This is a genomic window from Rhizobium aouanii (assembly GCF_037002925.1).
Classification (GTDB): Bacteria; Pseudomonadota; Alphaproteobacteria; order Rhizobiales; family Rhizobiaceae; genus Rhizobium; species Rhizobium aouanii.
Genome location: NZ_JBAMYD010000008.1, coordinates 298958 through 314702 on the forward strand (window position 1 = coordinate 298958; position 15745 = coordinate 314702).

15 protein-coding genes and 1 pseudogene are annotated in these 15745 nt (G+C 61.7%); 7 read left to right on the forward strand and 9 right to left on the reverse strand.

Features of this window, described 5'->3' with window-relative positions:
• Positions 1-85 precede the first annotated feature (85 nt).
• A complete protein-coding gene (locus tag V8P77_RS16660) occupies positions 86-862 on the forward strand; it encodes a phosphodiester glycosidase family protein (protein WP_335913421.1) in 777 nt (258 codons plus the stop codon).
• A 159-nt stretch (positions 863-1021) separates the two neighbouring features.
• On the opposite strand, the gene V8P77_RS16665 is transcribed toward V8P77_RS16660, so the two are convergent.
• The 3 genes from V8P77_RS16665 to V8P77_RS16675 form a co-directional block, all read right to left on the reverse strand.
• Positions 1022-1618: a demethoxyubiquinone hydroxylase family protein gene (locus tag V8P77_RS16665; RefSeq protein WP_335913422.1), complete on the reverse strand. Its 597-nt coding sequence runs from the start codon at positions 1616-1618 to the stop codon at positions 1022-1024.
• Between the two features lie 140 nt (positions 1619-1758).
• Positions 1759-3639, reverse strand: a complete 1881-nt coding sequence (locus V8P77_RS16670) for an ABC transporter ATP-binding protein (RefSeq protein ID WP_335913423.1) — start codon at positions 3637-3639, stop codon at positions 1759-1761.
• Positions 3640-3809: 170 nt separating this feature from the next.
• Positions 3810-4376 carry a YybH family protein gene (locus tag V8P77_RS16675; protein WP_335913424.1) on the reverse strand — a complete coding sequence of 189 codons (567 nt, stop codon included), beginning with the start codon at positions 4374-4376 and terminating at the stop codon, positions 3810-3812.
• 89 nt (positions 4377-4465) lie between these two features.
• Between V8P77_RS16675 and V8P77_RS16680 the strand changes: the two genes are divergently transcribed.
• Complete coding sequence (locus tag V8P77_RS16680; protein ID WP_335913425.1) at positions 4466-5494, forward strand: LysR family transcriptional regulator; 1029 nt, start codon at positions 4466-4468, stop codon at positions 5492-5494.
• A gap of 94 nt (positions 5495-5588) precedes the next feature.
• Positions 5589-5990 (forward strand): GFA family protein, encoded by a 402-nt coding sequence (locus tag V8P77_RS16685; protein ID WP_335913426.1) that lies wholly within the window; start codon positions 5589-5591, stop codon positions 5988-5990.
• Positions 5991-6069: 79 nt separating this feature from the next.
• Here V8P77_RS16685 and V8P77_RS16690 read toward each other — a convergent pair whose 3' ends face one another.
• The 3 genes from V8P77_RS16690 to V8P77_RS16700 form a co-directional block, all read right to left on the reverse strand.
• Positions 6070-6543 carry a VOC family protein gene (locus V8P77_RS16690; RefSeq protein ID WP_335913427.1) on the reverse strand — a complete coding sequence of 158 codons (474 nt, stop codon included), beginning with the start codon at positions 6541-6543 and terminating at the stop codon, positions 6070-6072.
• A gap of 230 nt (positions 6544-6773) precedes the next feature.
• Complete coding sequence (locus tag V8P77_RS16695; RefSeq protein WP_335913428.1) at positions 6774-7778, reverse strand: carbon-nitrogen hydrolase family protein; 1005 nt, start codon at positions 7776-7778, stop codon at positions 6774-6776.
• A gap of 223 nt (positions 7779-8001) precedes the next feature.
• Positions 8002-8391: a VOC family protein gene (locus V8P77_RS16700; RefSeq protein ID WP_335913429.1), complete on the reverse strand. Its 390-nt coding sequence runs from the start codon at positions 8389-8391 to the stop codon at positions 8002-8004.
• 193 nt (positions 8392-8584) lie between these two features.
• Here V8P77_RS16700 and V8P77_RS16705 point away from each other — a divergent pair, with 193 nt between their 5' ends.
• Both V8P77_RS16705 and dapB read left to right on the forward strand, forming a co-directional pair.
• On the forward strand, positions 8585-8800 hold the full coding sequence (locus tag V8P77_RS16705; protein ID WP_335913430.1) for a hypothetical protein: 216 nt from the start codon (positions 8585-8587) through the stop codon (positions 8798-8800).
• Between the two features lie 80 nt (positions 8801-8880).
• Positions 8881-9708 carry a 4-hydroxy-tetrahydrodipicolinate reductase gene (gene dapB / locus V8P77_RS16710; RefSeq protein ID WP_335913442.1) on the forward strand — a complete coding sequence of 276 codons (828 nt, stop codon included), beginning with the start codon at positions 8881-8883 and terminating at the stop codon, positions 9706-9708.
• Positions 9709-9719: 11 nt separating this feature from the next.
• Here dapB and V8P77_RS16715 read toward each other — a convergent pair whose 3' ends face one another.
• From V8P77_RS16715 to V8P77_RS16725, 3 genes are all read right to left on the reverse strand, one after another.
• Positions 9720-10640 carry an ornithine cyclodeaminase family protein gene (locus V8P77_RS16715; RefSeq protein ID WP_335913431.1) on the reverse strand — a complete coding sequence of 307 codons (921 nt, stop codon included), beginning with the start codon at positions 10638-10640 and terminating at the stop codon, positions 9720-9722.
• A 99-nt stretch (positions 10641-10739) separates the two neighbouring features.
• Positions 10740-11246 (reverse strand): GNAT family N-acetyltransferase, encoded by a 507-nt coding sequence (locus tag V8P77_RS16720; RefSeq protein ID WP_335913432.1) that lies wholly within the window; start codon positions 11244-11246, stop codon positions 10740-10742.
• A 139-nt stretch (positions 11247-11385) separates the two neighbouring features.
• Positions 11386-11760 (reverse strand): PT domain-containing protein, encoded by a 375-nt coding sequence (locus V8P77_RS16725; protein WP_335913443.1) that lies wholly within the window; start codon positions 11758-11760, stop codon positions 11386-11388.
• A 482-nt stretch (positions 11761-12242) separates the two neighbouring features.
• On the opposite strand from V8P77_RS16725, the gene V8P77_RS16730 reads away from it, so the two are divergent.
• Positions 12243-13829, forward strand: a complete 1587-nt coding sequence (locus V8P77_RS16730; RefSeq protein WP_335913433.1) for a hypothetical protein — start codon at positions 12243-12245, stop codon at positions 13827-13829.
• A gap of 170 nt (positions 13830-13999) precedes the next feature.
• Positions 14000-15402 (forward strand): annotated as a pseudogene (locus V8P77_RS16735) (pyridoxal phosphate-dependent decarboxylase family protein).
• Positions 15403-15745 lie beyond the last annotated feature (343 nt).

A 15745-nucleotide genomic window follows, 5' to 3' on the forward strand; every position in this document is an offset into this window, starting at 1 on the left:
TCACTTGCCCTAACCCGCAGCATCAAATTATTGTAATCTCACGGACAAACGCTTCATTGGCGATTTGAAAGAGAGTCCCGTACCGATGACCTATCTCAAACATGCCGTGCTCGCCGGGGCCATCACGCTGGCAGCAACGGTGACATCACTGCATCAGGCGCATGCCAAACAATGTAAGCAGGAAAGCTTTGAAGAGACAAAATACGTCGTCTGCACGCTGGAGCCGGGCAAAGCCGACCTGCGATTGTTCTGGAAAAACGCCGATGGCGCGGCATACCGCACTTTTTCAAGCCTTGCCGAAGCCGTTCGCGCCGAGGGCCGAACCCTAGCCCTGGCCGTCAACGCCGGGATGTATCGGGCCGATTTTTCGCCGATGGGACTCTATGTCGAGAATGCCAGGGAATTGAACCCCGCCAATACGACAAAGGCCGAAAGCTCCGCCGGTCAGGTGCCGAATTTCTATAAGAAGCCGAACGGCGTGTTCTCTCTGGGTGAGGCAGGTGCCGGGATACTCCCGACCGATGAATTTCTGAAGCGTCGGCCCAAGGTGCGGTTCGCCACGCAATCCGGCCCGATGCTTGTCATTGCTAACAAGCTGAACCCGATCTTCATCGTCGGCTCGACAGACCGAACCCGCCGCAACGGTGTCGGCGTCTGCGAGCATGGCACAGTTCGTTTCGCGATCAGCGAAGACGGCGTGAATTTCCACGATTTCGCAAGGCTCTTCCGCGACCATCTGAAATGCCCCGATGCCTTGTTTCTCGATGGCGGACGGGGTGTCGGACTTTACAATCCCGAAATGGGCCGCAACGACTGGTCTTGGCACGGCGGCTACGGCCCCATCTTCGGGCTCGTCGAATAGCGCACTCGCATTTGGCCAAAGGCCCGACAGCAGCAAGTCACCGTTTGCGCGGCAAGACTAGAGCGGTTCAGCTTTTAACGGAAACGCAGGACCGCTCTAGCCTTTTGTTTTTACGCAATTCCGGACGGAAAACCGCTTCGCACTTTTCCTGGAATTGCTCTAGCCCCTCCCCGCACGCGCCATTTCGGCGCGCATCCAGCTCGAGTCTCCCCAGGTCGAGAGCCAGATCATCAAGTCGGTCAAGGCACCGACGACGGGCAGGAGCAGGGCGTGGCTGAGGCCCCGCCCTTTCTGGCTGCTTTCGGCCGTCCTGAGATGCGCCAGTTCCTGTTCCTGGATCGACGCGATGAGGGCGTGAAGCTCGGGATCGCGCTTTGCAAGGAAAGCCAACTGGTCTTCGAGATGGCGATGGACCGTGCTTTCGACCGCCTCGGTGCAAATCCAGATCATGTTGCGCCCGGCAAGCGCCGTCAGGAAGCCGAGCACAGAACCGCCGAGGCTCCAGAATGCCATGACACGACAGGGCTTGGCGCTCCTTGCAGGCATCGCCTCGCGAAACAGGCGGCAATGGTCGATCTCGTCCCCACGCATCTCTTCAAGCGCCGGCACGATGTCGGGAAACAGCCGCCGAGCCACCAGGATCTGAGCACCATAGATCCTGATAGCGCCGAACTCGCCCGCATGGTTGACCTTCAGAATGCGACGGATGGTGACATCGGGGTCGCGCCTGCCCGACCTGCTCGACGGATTGATCATGACCACCCTGCTCCCGGTTCCCTTGCGCGCAATAGGCAGGACAGCCGCCGCCATCGTCAAGGGGTGCGGTGATGGAGAAGGTCCCGTTCGCCTGCTTCTAGTCCGCTGATGTTATCCCGGTTTACGTGAGGACCAGCCGCTCAGGCCGCAGGCGAGGTCGGCAAGAGTTCGTCGATCTCCTCGGGAATGAAGCCGCCGGTCTGGTGTTTCCACAAGCGGGCAAATAGCCCGTCTTGTTCGACCAGTTCGTCCGGCCTGCCCTCCTCCACGATGCGCCCGTGATCGAGCACGACGATCCGGTCCATCCTGACGATGGTCGACAGGCGGTGTGCGATGGCGATCACCGTCTTTCCTTCCATGACCAGGTTGAGCCTTTCCTGGATGGCGGCTTCGGATTCGCTGTCGAGGGCGGAGGTCGCCTCGTCAAGCACCAGGATCGGCGCGTCCTTCAGGAGAACGCGGGCGATGGCCACGCGTTGGCGCTGGCCGCCTGACAGTTTGATGCCGCGGTCGCCGACGAAGGCGTCGTAGCCCCTGCGGCCTTCGCCGTCGGAAAGATCGGCGATGAAGGCATCGGCGCTTGCCATCTTCGCCACCGCTTCGATCTCGTCCTTCGTCGCCTCCGGCCGGCCGTAACGGATATTGTCGCCGACCGAACGGTGCAGCAGCGCGACGTCCTGTGCGATGACCCCGATGGCGCGGCGAAGGCTTGCCTGGGTGACGGCGCGGATATCCTGCCCGTCGATGAAGATCGCGCCGTCCTCGATGTCATAAAAGCGCAGGAGCAGGTTGGCGAGCGTGGTCTTGCCGGCGCCCGAGAGGCCGACCAAGCCGACCTTCTCGCCTGGCTGGACCATCAGCGACAGATCATCGATGACAGGCTTGCCGGACTTGTAGGCGAAGCGGACATGGTCGAAACGAATCTTGCCGCTCTCGACCTTGAGGTCTGCCGCATCCGGCCGGTCGGTGATCGTGGGCGGCGTCGTCATGACCGGCATGGCATCCCTGATCGTGCCGATCGCCTGGAAGATCTGCTGGCCCATTTGCAGGAAGGTGAAGGTGTGGCCAGACAGCCGTTGGAGGACATAGACGGCGCCGGTAAATTCGCCGATCGTCACGAACCCCTCGACGAGGCCGGTAAAGCCGATCGACAGAATGGACAGCCAGTGCAGCACGTTGAGGACGACGACCGTCAGCTCGGATGTGCGATAAATGCGTTGTTCGCTTTGCTGCGTCTCGATCGACTTGCCGATAATACCGCGGATGGTGCCCGCCTCGCTGTCTTCGGCGGCGAACTGCTTGACCATCTGCATGTTGGTGTAGAGATCGGTGATGGCGCCGGCGATCAGGCTGCGCCGCTTGGCGGAGCGGCGAGCGCGCTCGGTAAAGATCGGTGCCAGCCTGACGGCGAGCAGGACGTTGAGCGTGATCCAGATGACGGTCGGCACGGCGAGCTGCCAGGACAAGGCGCTGAGCAGGATCACGGAGCCCACCATCTGCATCAGGAAGCGTGGAATGGACTGGAAGGCGGAAATGAGCTGCTGCTGGACAGCAGAGGCCACCTGCTGCAGGCGCGAGGCGACCTGGCCGGCATAGAGATCATGGAAGAAGCCGAGATCCTGCCGCTCCACCGCCTTGTGGCCCTGCCACTGGATGGCGGCCGGCATGCCGATGCCGAGCGTATGCGAGGTCAGCGTGTTGACGAGGAACGAGGCGATCGGCATGGCCGGAAAGAGCAGCAGGCCGAGGAAGGTCAGCAGCGGCCATTCACTCGCCAGGAAAGCGGATGCACCCTGTTGCGTAACACCGTCGACGATGACCGACAGCCCCCAGACAATGCTTAGATTCATGGCCTCGTTCGCCATGGTGCAAAGCGTCACCACAATCAGCACACCCCGAAACATCGAGATGAAATGCAGGAGTACCGCCACCGGCCCCTTCGACGGCAGCGGCCGGTAGGGGATATCGAGCGGCCGGATCAGGCTTTCGAAAGGACGATAGATCGCATCTGAAATCGACATGAGCCACTCGAATTAAAATCGGGAGGAGGCGTGGACTCAGCTACGCAAGGTCGCAGAAAACCATCTCCAGACTGCAATCTCAATTATAAATTTCGGAACATCTATGAAAGGGGCGTTGCCGCGAGAGCCGAGCCCACGGCAAGGCGATCGTTTTCAAATCCGGGCGGACATCATTCGCCCCGGGCCAGGGCTGCGGCCTGTTCCAGCGAGATCTTCCCAACCAGGGGGTCGGCATGACGGTGGGCGAGCCTCCAGTCTGATCCATGCCGGCGATAGACCTGAGTGACACGCAGCGACCAGTTCTGGTCCGGCAGACCGCCTACCTCACCATGCTGGCGCTCGATCATCACCAGTACGATCAGATCGTCACTGACATAGGACTTTTCCACCTCCAGGGTTCCCCAGCCATTGCGGAAGAAGCGGGCGAGTTCGGCCAGATGCTCGGGACTGTCGTCGAAGCCATGGCTGGCGGAACCACCGAAAGGCTGCATCAGGGTGAAATCGTCATCGAGCCGGACGAGGCTCGCCCACCGCGTCATGTCGCCGGCCATGAAAGCCGCCGCCTGTTGTTCTGTGCGGCGGATGATGTCGAGCAATGCCGCATCGGATGCCGGAGCGGCATGGGCGACGCGCCCTGTTGCGGCGACCGCCATTGTCAGGGCAGTTCGCCGGGAAAGGGTTGCGGCTTTGTGCACGGACTTGTCGCCGCGCGCCGTTTTGCTTTTGAAAAGGGACATCGGATCTTCCTATTGGTGATCGGCCGTACCGGAATGGTCGCTATCTCCCACTTTCAGGGTAATGAATCCAATGATATGATTTCAGTAATATGCTGAACCAAATTGACCTATCCAGAATCGACCTCAATCTGCTCGTGCTGTTCGAGACTGTCATGGAGGAAGGCCATGTCGGGCGTTCGGGGCAGCGGTTGAACCTCTCGCCCTCGGCGATCAGTCACGGCCTTGGCCGGCTGCGCATGCTGCTGGGTGACCCGCTATTTCTCAAAACACCGAAGGGCGTCGTTCCGACAGACCGGGCCGAGGAGCTTGCAGCACCCATCGCCGATATATTGGCGCGCGTTCGCAGCGTGGTGGCGACAGCGCAACCATTCGATCCAGCGCGCTCTCAGCGGCGATTTACGATCGGCGCGCCCGATGGCGTTTCGTCTGTATTTCTGCCGCCGTTGCTCGGCCTGTTGGCCAAGTCCGCTCCCGGCATTGCAATCAGCATCCGGCAATTGCTGCCGAGACAGGGCGAGCCATCGCCTGATCTGGCTTGGCGCGATGCGTTAGCCGCGTTGGAAGCCCGTGACATGGACATCGCCATCATTCCTCAGGCCGAGTTTCCAGTCCGCTTTGCAAGCCTGCTGCTCTACGAGGAGGATTTTGTCATCGCGGCCCGTCAGGGCCATCCTTTGCTGACAGATCCGACACTGGCCAACTACTGCGCCGCGCAGCACCTTGTGGTCTCGCATCTGGGCGATACACATGGCTTTGTCGACAATGTGTTGGCCAGCCATGGATGCTCCAGGCGGGTGGCGCTGACGGTCCCGTACTTCATGTTCGCGCTCGCCGTGCTTGCGGAAACCGACTTTATCTCGGCCTTGCCACGCCGCTTCGTCGAGATGCATGCCGCGCGGTTCGGCATCGTCAGCGTCAATCCTCCCCTGCCACTCGGACGCTTCGCCATAAACGCGACTGCGCCGAAGGCGGCAATGCGTGACGAAGGCGTGGCCTGGCTGGTAAGGCTCCTGCAGGCATCCATGGATAACGCGATAGATAAAACCCGCGCTCGCAGCGGAGGTCGTCGGGCCCTGCGAAAGGCGGGGGCTCGCGCCGCCGATATACTGCGCCGATAACGGAAGACCTGACGTCGGATCGCCCAATTGCGGTCATCGCGCGATTGAGGCAGGATGCCGGATTTGAACGGGGAACAGGATCGAACCGACGCTCATGCTGACGGGCTCATGTCATTGCGGCAAGGCAAGCTGGACACTCCAAGGTGATCCCGGCTCGATCACCGCCTGCAACTGCACGCTCTGCCGACGCTACGGCACGCTATGGGCCTATGACTACGAAGGAGAGCGCATCGCTCTCACCGGTGAGACCGCCTCCTACACCCGCGCCGACAGGGACGAGCCGTCCCTCGAAATCTTATTTTGCCCATCCTGCGCCTGTGTCTTGAGCTGGCGCAGCCTTCGGCTTCGAAAGGATGGCCGTCGGCGCATAGCCGTCAACATGCGGCTTGCGCCGCCGGATCCCGTTCAGGATCTGCCTATCGATCATTTCGACGGCCTGGACACGTTTGAAGACCTTCCATCCAAGGGGCGCTGCGTGCGCGATCTCTGGTTCTGAGCCGACTGCGAGGAGCGACACGGACCGGATCGGGCCAGATGCGAGCCCCTGGTAAAAGGTCGTTCTGCGCGAAGCTGCCTCAGCCGCGCCGCGCCGCCTCGATCGTCGCAATGTCGATCTTCCTCATGGTCATCATCGCGTCAAAAGCACGCTTTGCCTCGCCACCGCCTGCCGAGAGCGCTTCGGAAAGGACGCGCGGCGTAATCTGCCAGGACACACCCCACTTGTCCTTGCACCAGCCGCACTCGCTTTCCTGGCCGCCATTGCCGACGATGGCGTTCCAATAGCGATCGGTTTCTTCCTGATCATCAGTTGCAATCTGAAAGGAGAAGGCCTCGTTGTGTTTGAAGGCAGGACCGCCGTTCAGGCCGATGCAAGGAATACCCGCAACGGTGAATTCAACAACCAGAACGTCCCCCTGCTTGCCGTCAGGATAATCTCCCGGTGCCCGAATGACGGCCCCCACGGCGCTGTCGGGAAAAGTCGCGGCATAGAAGCGGGCAGCCGCCTCAGCGTCTTTGTCGTACCATACGCAGATCGTGTTCTTTGCCATTGCGTGATCCTCTCGCTCTTCGTTCGCATTGCCCACTGAAATAAGAGGCAAACCGTCTTTCTCCAGCCCAGTCCGAGCGATTTCACACGGGACGATTGCGCGGCGCTGCTAAATGGTACTTCGGGACAAGCGGGTATGAAGAAATTGCGGAACCGTGGATAGGGTTCCGCAAGTGCGTTCAGCATCGCTTGCATTCACTTTTGCCGGAATGCCGCCGACGCGACGCGGCTCTAAAACATATCCCGCCCGTCGCTGCGCGGATCGCCGGCCACGCGGTGCGGCTCGTAGAGGCCGCTCAGCGCTTTGCGCCGCCACGGCCGGGCAATATCGCCGTGATTGTCGTCGATATCGGCGAGCGATATCGCGGCCGTTCCATCCGCAGGGCATTGCGCTGCCCACCGGCCACCGGGAGCGACGATCCCGGAAGACACTGGATCAGCTAAACCGGGATGTGCAAGTATGGAGAAACTCACCCAGTACCTGTTGCTCGCCGCATACCCCTGCACTTCTGCGGCGAAGGAGGTATCATTGGCCGACGTCCCCCCAGTGGACGAAAACAACACGCAGTGGACATCGAGCCGCTCGTATTCGGTGAAAATTTGAGGAAAGTTGCACTCCATGCCGAGCGCACAGCCGAAACGGATGCCGTCGACCTCGAAGGTCACGGGGATCGAACCCGGCGTGTACATGAAGGAGATCTTGGTGTTGGACAGCAGCCGCTCGTCGTAGCGCGTCACCAGTTCGCCGCGATCGGAGACGACATAAAGGCTGTTGTGCGGCCGGTGCGGCGGCGTCAGCGGATGCACCGAGCCGATGATCGTCCAGAGGCCGAGTTCGCGCGCCAGCTTGCGCGTTATATCCAGCTCCTCACGCAACACGGCCCATTCGAACCGCCGCCAATCGGACGGCCCGATCTCTCTCGGCCCGATTTCCGACATGATGCGCTTGTTCGGCGATGATGTCGTTCCTTCGGGAAAGTGGATGAGCCGCGCCCCTGCCTCTCGCGCCTGCCGCATCAGCAGGCGCATCTCCTGTCCGCTCTGGCGAAGCTTGTCGGCATCGCGGGGATCGTCTGCATGGGTGGTCTGGGCCACGGCCAGACGCAAGCGTCTTGCCTCAGGCAGTGCATCGTTCGCCGACCTGGGAAGAACATGCATGCGGGCGGCGGTGTAGGATTCACCCGTCTTGGCGGCGCGCGCACGCACCCGCCGTTTGAAATTTCCGTTCTCAGTCATATCAGGGCCTCTCACGTTCCGGACATCGTTCCCCAGCAACAGGCCCGAAACATCAGGACCAAGGATCACGACCCGAGACGAAAGTCCCTTTGCCTCCGGTTGAAGACCCTGCTGGGGAAGGTCCTGGGAGGTTCGGCGGTAGGCCACGCCGAAGCAAAGATGCCGAGGCGGCCGCGATTCGTCAATTCGGGGAATGGCCGGAATCGGCAGGCGCCGAGGCGCCTTATTTCGGGCGTTCCGCCTTATCCACTCGCCACGGCGGATCGGTGCGGTTCGATCCGGCGAAATAAAGGATGATGCGATTGCCGCCGGGGTCAAACAGCTCGGCCTCGCGCCAGAGCCAGCTCTTGTCCTCCGGTCCGGTGACGAAACGAAGACCGGCCTCGCTGAGACTGCCGACCGTCTCGTCCAGCTTCTCGCACTCGAAATACACCGTGGTGCCGCCACCGCCGCCTTCGCCTTGATGCAGGGAGAAGGTGCTGTCTCCGTCCGGGCAGACGAAGCGAGCATAGCGAGGACGAGCGTCGACGACCGGCCTGAGACCGAGAGCGCAGTAGAAGTTCCAGCCCGCATCGAGGTCAGGCATCGTAACGGTTACTTGATTCAGGCGCACGATCTATCTCCTCGGCTGAGTTCGCCCAAAACGGTGCGGCGGCTTGGCACCACGACATTCATAAAAACAAAGACCTGAAGCCGTCGCATGAATCAAATTCTAATCGAGCAGTTTTAGTGTCATCGACACAAAACTCGTGTCAGACTGCGCAAACTACGCGCACGCCGGCGCACCGATCGAGAGGGCCGAAGCCATGCACAAGTTCACCGTATCAATCACTCGGGAGATCGAGGCCGACACCGCCGACGAGGCCGCCTTGCTCCTGTATCAGGAACTATCAAGGGGACCGATCCCCGACCGCTACTCGGTCGTCGACGAGACGAAGGCAACTACGGAGGTAAAGCTGGATCGGCAAAAGGCCGACGAATTCGCCAGCATCGACCATACCGCTGACCCCGGCAACTGGTGAGCGCCGGGCGGCCACAGGAGACCCCTGCTTTGCGCCGCGAGCGCATGTGCGGTAGTGGCAGATCCCGTTCGCCGGCGCAGATGCCGGATGCAAACAGCCGCTCCGTCGAAAATATCGCAAGCCAAGGAAAGTCCGTGACCTCACCAATCAAAATAGCCGTCGCCGGCGCGAACGGCCGCATGGGGCGCGCCATCCTGCCGCTGCTGGCGGCCGATCCGGATTTTGCGCTCGTCGGCGGCATCGGCCGCGAGGGCTCCGCAGCCGCCGGGCTGATTGACCGTTCGGCCGCGATTAAGGCGGCCGACGTGATCCTGGATTTCACGACGGGACCTGCTGCCACCGAACTTGCCGGCCTGTGCGCGTCGGCCCGCGGACCGGCCCTGGTGATCGGCGCGACGGGTTTCGAGCCGGATGAACTCGAACGGATCGCAAAGGCCGCCCGCGCGATTCCGATCCTGCGCTCCGGCAATTTCTCCATCGGCGTCAACATGCTGGTCGGCCTGGTCGCCCAGGCCGCGCGCGCCCTTCCCGCGCATGGCTGGGATATCGAAATCCTCGAAGCTCATCACAACAGGAAGATCGACGCGCCGTCCGGTACGGCGCTGATGCTCGGCGAAGCCGCCGCCGAGGGCCGCGGCGTTTCCCTCGCATCCGTCGAGCGGCGCGGGCGTGACGGCATCACCGGCGAGCGCCCGCCCGGCGAAATCGGCTTCGCCGTGTTGCGGGCCGGCGGGCTCGTCGGAGAACACAGCGTCCTGTTTGCCGCCGCAGAAGAAGTCGTGACGCTCTCGCATTCGGCTCTCGACCGCGGCATGTTCGCCCGCGGCGCGCTTGCCGCCGCCCGCTGGATCGCAGGGCGCGCACCCGGCGAATACGCCATGAGGGATGTGCTGGGCCTGCGTGAATAAGGGAAACAGGCTCACAGCATATCGAGGATTGCCGAGGCGACGACGACTTCGGTTCCAGCCAACCCGACGGAGCAAAACAGCGTCGTATCGCCAGGTGATCCTCGCCCGGCTGCTTTCCCGGCCATGATATCGGCAAGGTCGGTCATGCGGTGCTCATTGCCGGAGCCGGCCAGGAAAAAGGGCGAAGCATAGGCGCGCGTCTGTTCGGGAGAGTCCGTCGCGATCACGGCGGCGACATCGGCGATATCCAGGCCGAGTTCGTATCCCCCGCGCGTTTTCGGGCCGACGGTGTTGACGTGCACGCCGGGCTTCAAATCCCTGGCATGAATGACGGGCGTCCGGCTCGTCGTCGCACAGATGACGATGTCGGCATCATCGACGGCTTCAGAAGCGCTGCCGGCAGGCTCCACTTCTATACCCAAGGCGTGCTGCATCTCGGCTGCAAAGGCGGCGCGATTCTTCTCGTCGCGGCTATAGACGCGGGCGCGGTCCAGTTTTCGGACGGCGGCCGCTGCGGCAAGCTGGGTTCGCGCTTGCGCTCCGCTGCCGAGGATCCCGACGGTCCTGGCATCAGGCGCGCTGAGATGGCGGATGGCGAGACCGCCGATCGCACCAGTTCTGAGGTTGCCGAGACGCTCTCCGAGAATAATGCCCCTGAGCCTGGCGTCGTCGGCCGACCACACCGCGACGATCTGCGAATGCTCCACCCCCTCGAATGTTTCATAGACCCGGAAGCCCGCAAGCGGTTTTTCGCCGAGAATGCCGCCGACGGTGAAGACGAGATCGCCGCGATCGGGAAAAGAGACATGGTGCCGGGGCGGAGAGATCAACCGATTGTCGGCTCTCGCGAGAAAAGCGGTCTCGAGAGCATCGATCGCGATCATCATCAGCGCGCTGCCGGCCAGATCCTCATCTTTCAGAATTTTCGTCACGGCCAAACCTCCAGCCCATGCCGGCATGCTGCAACCCCAACCCCACTTGAGGTCAATAGGTCAGGCAAGCCAATATGCGCTGAAACATCCGCGTGAGACCTAACCGACCAGACGGCGAGCCATCATAACGTCGTCGATCTCCCTGCCCTCCTCCAGAACCCCGCCTGGAATCCTGCCGATCTCGGAAAAGCCTTGCCGCTGATAGAAGCGTATTGCCGCCGGGTTCTCCGCGCTGACGAAGAGTTCCAGCTGCAGGATGCCGATATCGCGCGCGTGATCGGCTACCGCGCCGAGCAGCTTGCCGGCAAGGCCCGTTCCGCGCAGGCTCCTTCTGACGTAAACCATGATGATCGTCGCGCGATGGGCCATCTTGCTCGACCGCTGCCGAACTAGGCCGGTTATGCCGACGGGTTCGCCATCCTGAAAGGCGATGAAAACCGGCTCATTCAGGCGATTGCGCCACTCCTCGAGAGAAAGAGCCTCCCAGTCCTCGTAGCGGCTTGCAAAGAGGGACGGTTCGGTGCGAAGCGCTTCCAGACGGATGCGCCGGAAAGCCTCCACTTCGTCTGCCCTGACATGCCTGATCGTCGTGCCACTTCCATCCATCGGGACCTCCTGCGAGATGAGAGGTACTGTCAATACAGATGGCCTCAGCCGATGCAACCGGTGTCAGGAAGCTTCGTAGTTCAGCATAGCTTCGAAGTTACGAAATCGAACGGAAATCCGTCATCTCAGGCGCCGGTCATCACTGCGCCGGGCTCCCCAGCCGGCCACCCTTCCGGACGACCGGTTCGCCGGGCCGACCAACCACCGATTGATCGGTCGGCCTCGCTGCCGGTTCGCCGGTTGGCCCGACCACCGGTTCACGGGCTGGCCCGTCGACCGGCTGGCCGGTGGATCGGACGACCAAGGGATCGGCTGGCTGGACGGCGGATTGATCGGTTGGCCCGGCAACTGGCTCATCAGTTGAGTCGGCCACCGATTGATCGGCTGGATTGTCGATCGCGAACGGTACAACTTCAAGGACGATGAAGAGAAGAACTATCCCGACCAACGTGCATGTCAGCGCGTAGAGAAGGAAATATTTCAGTGCATATCCCTCGCTGATTGGCGGCACCAGCTTGACAATGGTGCAAATGATATTTTGAGCATCATTGAACGATACTTGCGACGAAGGCAATAGATTTTAAGTTGATGTGAATAATTTCAGAAAATGGACAGCAGACGACAGGTAATTGTTGGAGAGTGAGCAAGCATCTCCCGCGATGCTCGATTTATCTTTGAGCATCGCGGTAAAGGCGAGAAACACGCCAAGGGCAACTGTCGCCGCCGCAGCCGCTCGGATACTCGTGTATCGCGCCTGGAATTCGCGATGGCTGCAGCCTCGTGGTCGTGAAAAAGGTTCGACCGTCGGTAGTGACGACGAAATCGACACCCGCTGGAACAACCACTGGAGCCCTGGGGATATGCTGCGGCTGCGGCGCCGGCGCTGCTGAAAGCGCGGGCGCAGTTTCATCTTTGTGCGGGCTTGTTAGGGTCGAGCAACCGTCCTATTCCAATAGCCTCGTCATTTGCCACGGGCCAAGGCTGCAACCGCTCACCATGAAAATTCTCTCGCTATTTCGAAACAAGAGGCTCGCCTGGGATCCCGACACATTTCCACTGCCCTGGGATACCGGCCGCCCCTCCATCTACCGCTTCATCAAGGACAACGGTGACGATGCCGAGTTGCCTGACAAAGCGATCTATTTTTCCAAAACTGAAATTTCATGGGTCGGCGGCGCCGTGGACCACGTGGTGCAGCCCGACAGCGGGCCGGCACGGGCGAAAGCCTGGGGCATCTATTCCGCCCTCAAGGCTGCACTTGCCAGACCGTCGGCCGATAGCCTGAAACTGCTCTACGACACCATGACCCAGCATGCGGCAATCGAATATATCGACAGCCTGGCCGGCTTTTCGGCATGGGAACTCGACAGCGGCAAGCTTCAGGACCTCATGCGCTGGCTGGCGTCGAACGCTCCGGACCGCGAAGTGGTGAAGGCAGCGATCGCGCTGCTCGGCAGCAAGCGCAATCCCGAGAATATCGGCCTGTTCAGGTCGTTCAGCCGGCACGATGAGTTCGCGTTATTTGCCAATGTCGCGCTGACCAATACGCTCGATGATCCGGAGATGGAAATCTGGGAGGTTGCCAAACACCTCAACGGCTGGGGCAAGATCGATGCCGTCAGCCGGCTCTCGAATACGAAAAATCCCGATATCAAATCATGGCTGCTGCGACACGGCTGCGCCAATTCGATCATGCATGAATATCTCGCCTATACCTGCGCCACTGCGGGCAATCTCATCGAAGCCTTGAGCGCAGAAACCATCGACGAGGAGCTGTTATCAGGAGCCTCCGATATCATCGATGCGCTTTTTGCCGGTGGTCCGGCCGAGGATATGTTCGACTACCCCGATGGTGCCGAGGCCGTTCGTCTGTTTGTCAGCCACATGGGCCGCGACGGACTGAGCCTCGCGCAATGCGCCGCACTTGTGCGGATTGCCGAGTTTCTCGCCGTCGAGGAAAGCGACTGGGATCGGCAGCCGGGCTGGTCGCCGCAGGCGCGCCAGGCGATCCTGCATCATGTGTCGGCCATCCTGCAACGGCAACCACTGGCGGCGCTGGCCGATCCCTGGCTACTAACGGATGACCATTTTCGCTTCTATCACGCCATAACGCTCGCCAGGCATCTCGATATGGATATCTGGCAGATCTACCTAAACCGGCAGCTGGCCGGCCACAATTCCTGGTACTTCCTCATGCGCACGGACGATCCGGAACGGATCGATCGGGTGCTGGATCTCGCCCGCTCGCAACTCGCCTTTGACGACGTGGCGACAGGGCCGCAGCTGGAAATCATCGGCCATGGCAAGAAATACGAAACCCATGCCGCCTTCGATTACATCGTGCAAGATTTGCGCAGATTCCCTGGCAAGGGCTGGGACTTCGTCGAGGCCAGCCTCCAAAGCCCCCTTATCCGCAACCGCAACATGGCGCTAAAGGCGCTGGAGGCCTGGGGCCGGCAAAACTGGCCCGTCGATGCCGAAGCTCGCCTCTCCGCGGCATGCGAAATCGAGCCCCACCCGGACGTCAAGGCGGCCATCGGTCGCCTGCTCGCCGGCCAGGATATTAGGCGCGAAGACGGATGAGTCCGCAAGCTTCACGATGCCGCGCCGTGCCAGCGCGGCTGCGTGTTCCAGGCTAACGCCATTGACGAGAGGTCGGCCAAGACAGCACCGGCGATATCGGCTAGACTGCCTGCGCCGACAGCTTGCTTCGAGGGGGTGCCTTCCGGGTCGGTGGCGGCAGGGGGATCCGCATGACGGCAATTGCATCTCTGTTTCAGGAAGCCGCCCGCCTTGCGGCAGGATTCCGGCAGGCAGCGCCCGCCCGCCATATGCCCACCCACGACTACGCAGCCTCGCTTGCCTGTTTCGAAGAGCCGCTGCCGGCGGCCGGTTCCGATATGCTTGATGTCATCAGGCGTCTCTCGGACGGCGCCGAACCCGGGCTGCATGCGACCACTGGGCCGCGCTTTTTCGGCTGGGTCATCGGCGGCTCCCATCCAGTCGGCGTCGCGGCCGATTTCCTCACCAGCGCCTGGGGCCAGAATGCCGGAAACCATGCCGCCGCCCCGGCCGCAGCCGCCGTCGAGACCGTCGCGGCGAGATGGCTTCTCGATCTCCTGAAGCTGCCGGCCGAAAGCTCAGTCGGCTTCGTCACGGGCGCGACGGTGGCGAACTTCACCTGCCTTGCCGCCGCCCGCGGCGAGGTGCTGCGCCAGGTGGGCTGGGATGCCGATGCAAAGGGCCTGTTCGGAGCGCCTGAGATTGCCGTGCTGATCGGCGACGACGCCCACACGACCGTCTTCTCCGCGCTTCAGTTCCTCGGCCTCGGGCATGATCGCGTGCTGCGCCTGCCCACCGACGCGATGGGACGGATAGACCCGGCCGCGCTGGTGGGCACGCTCGATACTGTCTCTGGACCCGTCATCGCCGTTCTCCAGGCGGGCAGATCAATACTGGCGCCTTCGACGATTTCGCCGCCATCATCCCGCTGTTGAAGGCGAAAGGCGCCTGGGTGCATATCGATGGCGCCTTTGGCCTCTGGGCGCAGGCATCAGCGAAGACCAGCCACCTCAGCCGCGGCATCGAAGTGGCCGACAGCTGGGCGACCGACGGCCACAAGTGGCTGCAGACGCCCTATGATTGCGGCTATGCCATCGTCCGCAACGAGCTCGCCCATCGCCGCGCCATGACGATCGCCGCGAGCTATCTGCCGCTCGCCGGCGAAGGGGAACGCGATCCCTCACACTACGTGCCCGAGCTTTCGAGACGGGCGCGCGGCTTTGCGACCTGGGCGATGCTGAAACATCTCGGCCGCGACGGCATCGCCGCCTTGATCGACCAGTGCTGCGCCTCAGCGCGGCTGGTGGCCGATCTCCTGTCGCAACAACCGGGCATCGCCATCCTGAACGAGGTGACGCTGAATCAGCTCGTCATCCGCTTCGGAGCCGACCTGCCCTCCGAAGAAGGCGACGCGCTGACGCGAAAGACGATCGGAAAGATCCAAGCTGACGGCATGATCTTCGCCGGCGGCGCCAAATGGCGCGGCCGTGATATCCTGCGTCTCTCTGTCACCAATTTCCAAACGACGTCAGATGAGGCCCAACTCGCCGCACAAAGCATCATCGCTGCGTTCAAGAGTGTCAGCCGAGGGTGACGCATCACCCCTTAGGTTCGCTCGTGCCTGGAATTGTGCTATCGCGGACGTCGCTCACTCCAAAGTCCAAAGCCGGCATCGCTCAGCTCTCAAGCGCAAACGGCTGATATACCTTGATATTCCTGACGATTACTATTTCATGGACCCTGCGCTCGTGCAGCTACTGAAGGTCAAGGCACACCGGCATCTCTAAGCTCGGTCAACCGCAAAACGCCGCCCGCGCAAGGCGGGTAAATTCTTCCGTCCGTCCCGCTTTGCGCCGGTGGTGGCACTTGCGGCCAAGCTGCGGGACCGGTCAAACTTGTTGAGAGACATATTCCGGAAATTCGGCCGCACCGCGACT